This window comes from Comamonas sp. C24C, from assembly GCF_053345995.1.
Map to the genome: position 1 here is coordinate 705,628 of NZ_JBKFBC010000002.1, position 420 is coordinate 706,047.

General features: G+C 58.1%; 1 pseudogene. It reads left to right on the forward strand.

From position 1 onward, the window contains the following. A pseudogene (locus ACLBXN_RS06895) lies at positions 1-420 on the forward strand (hypothetical protein); the annotation flags it as partial.

Sequence of the window (420 nt, forward strand, 5' to 3'; positions counted from 1 at the left end):
CGGCAGCAGCGCGCAAAGCTCCTCCGAATCCTCTTCCGTGGGGGCTCAGCAAAATCAATCGGTCACCATTGTCAATCCTGTGGTTGCGCCGGTGGAGAGCCGTTCTACGGGCACGATGGAGAGCCGGTCCACTTCGACCTCCGACCAGAACATTACAACGAACGGAACGACCACTCAAAACGTAAACAGCACCGTTGGCGGAACTTCGAAGAACATTGTGGAGTACACGGGCACTTACACCATGAAGAACGTTCCCAGCGTGAACGGCCCCAACCTCACGACCAGCAATGACACCTGCATGGGCAGCAGCAGCGGCAGTGCCAACGGTCCCGGCTTTGGCGTGAGCTTCGGCACGACCTGGACGGACGAGCATTGCAAGCGCCTGAAAATGAGCCGCGAACTCTGGAACAAGGGCATGAA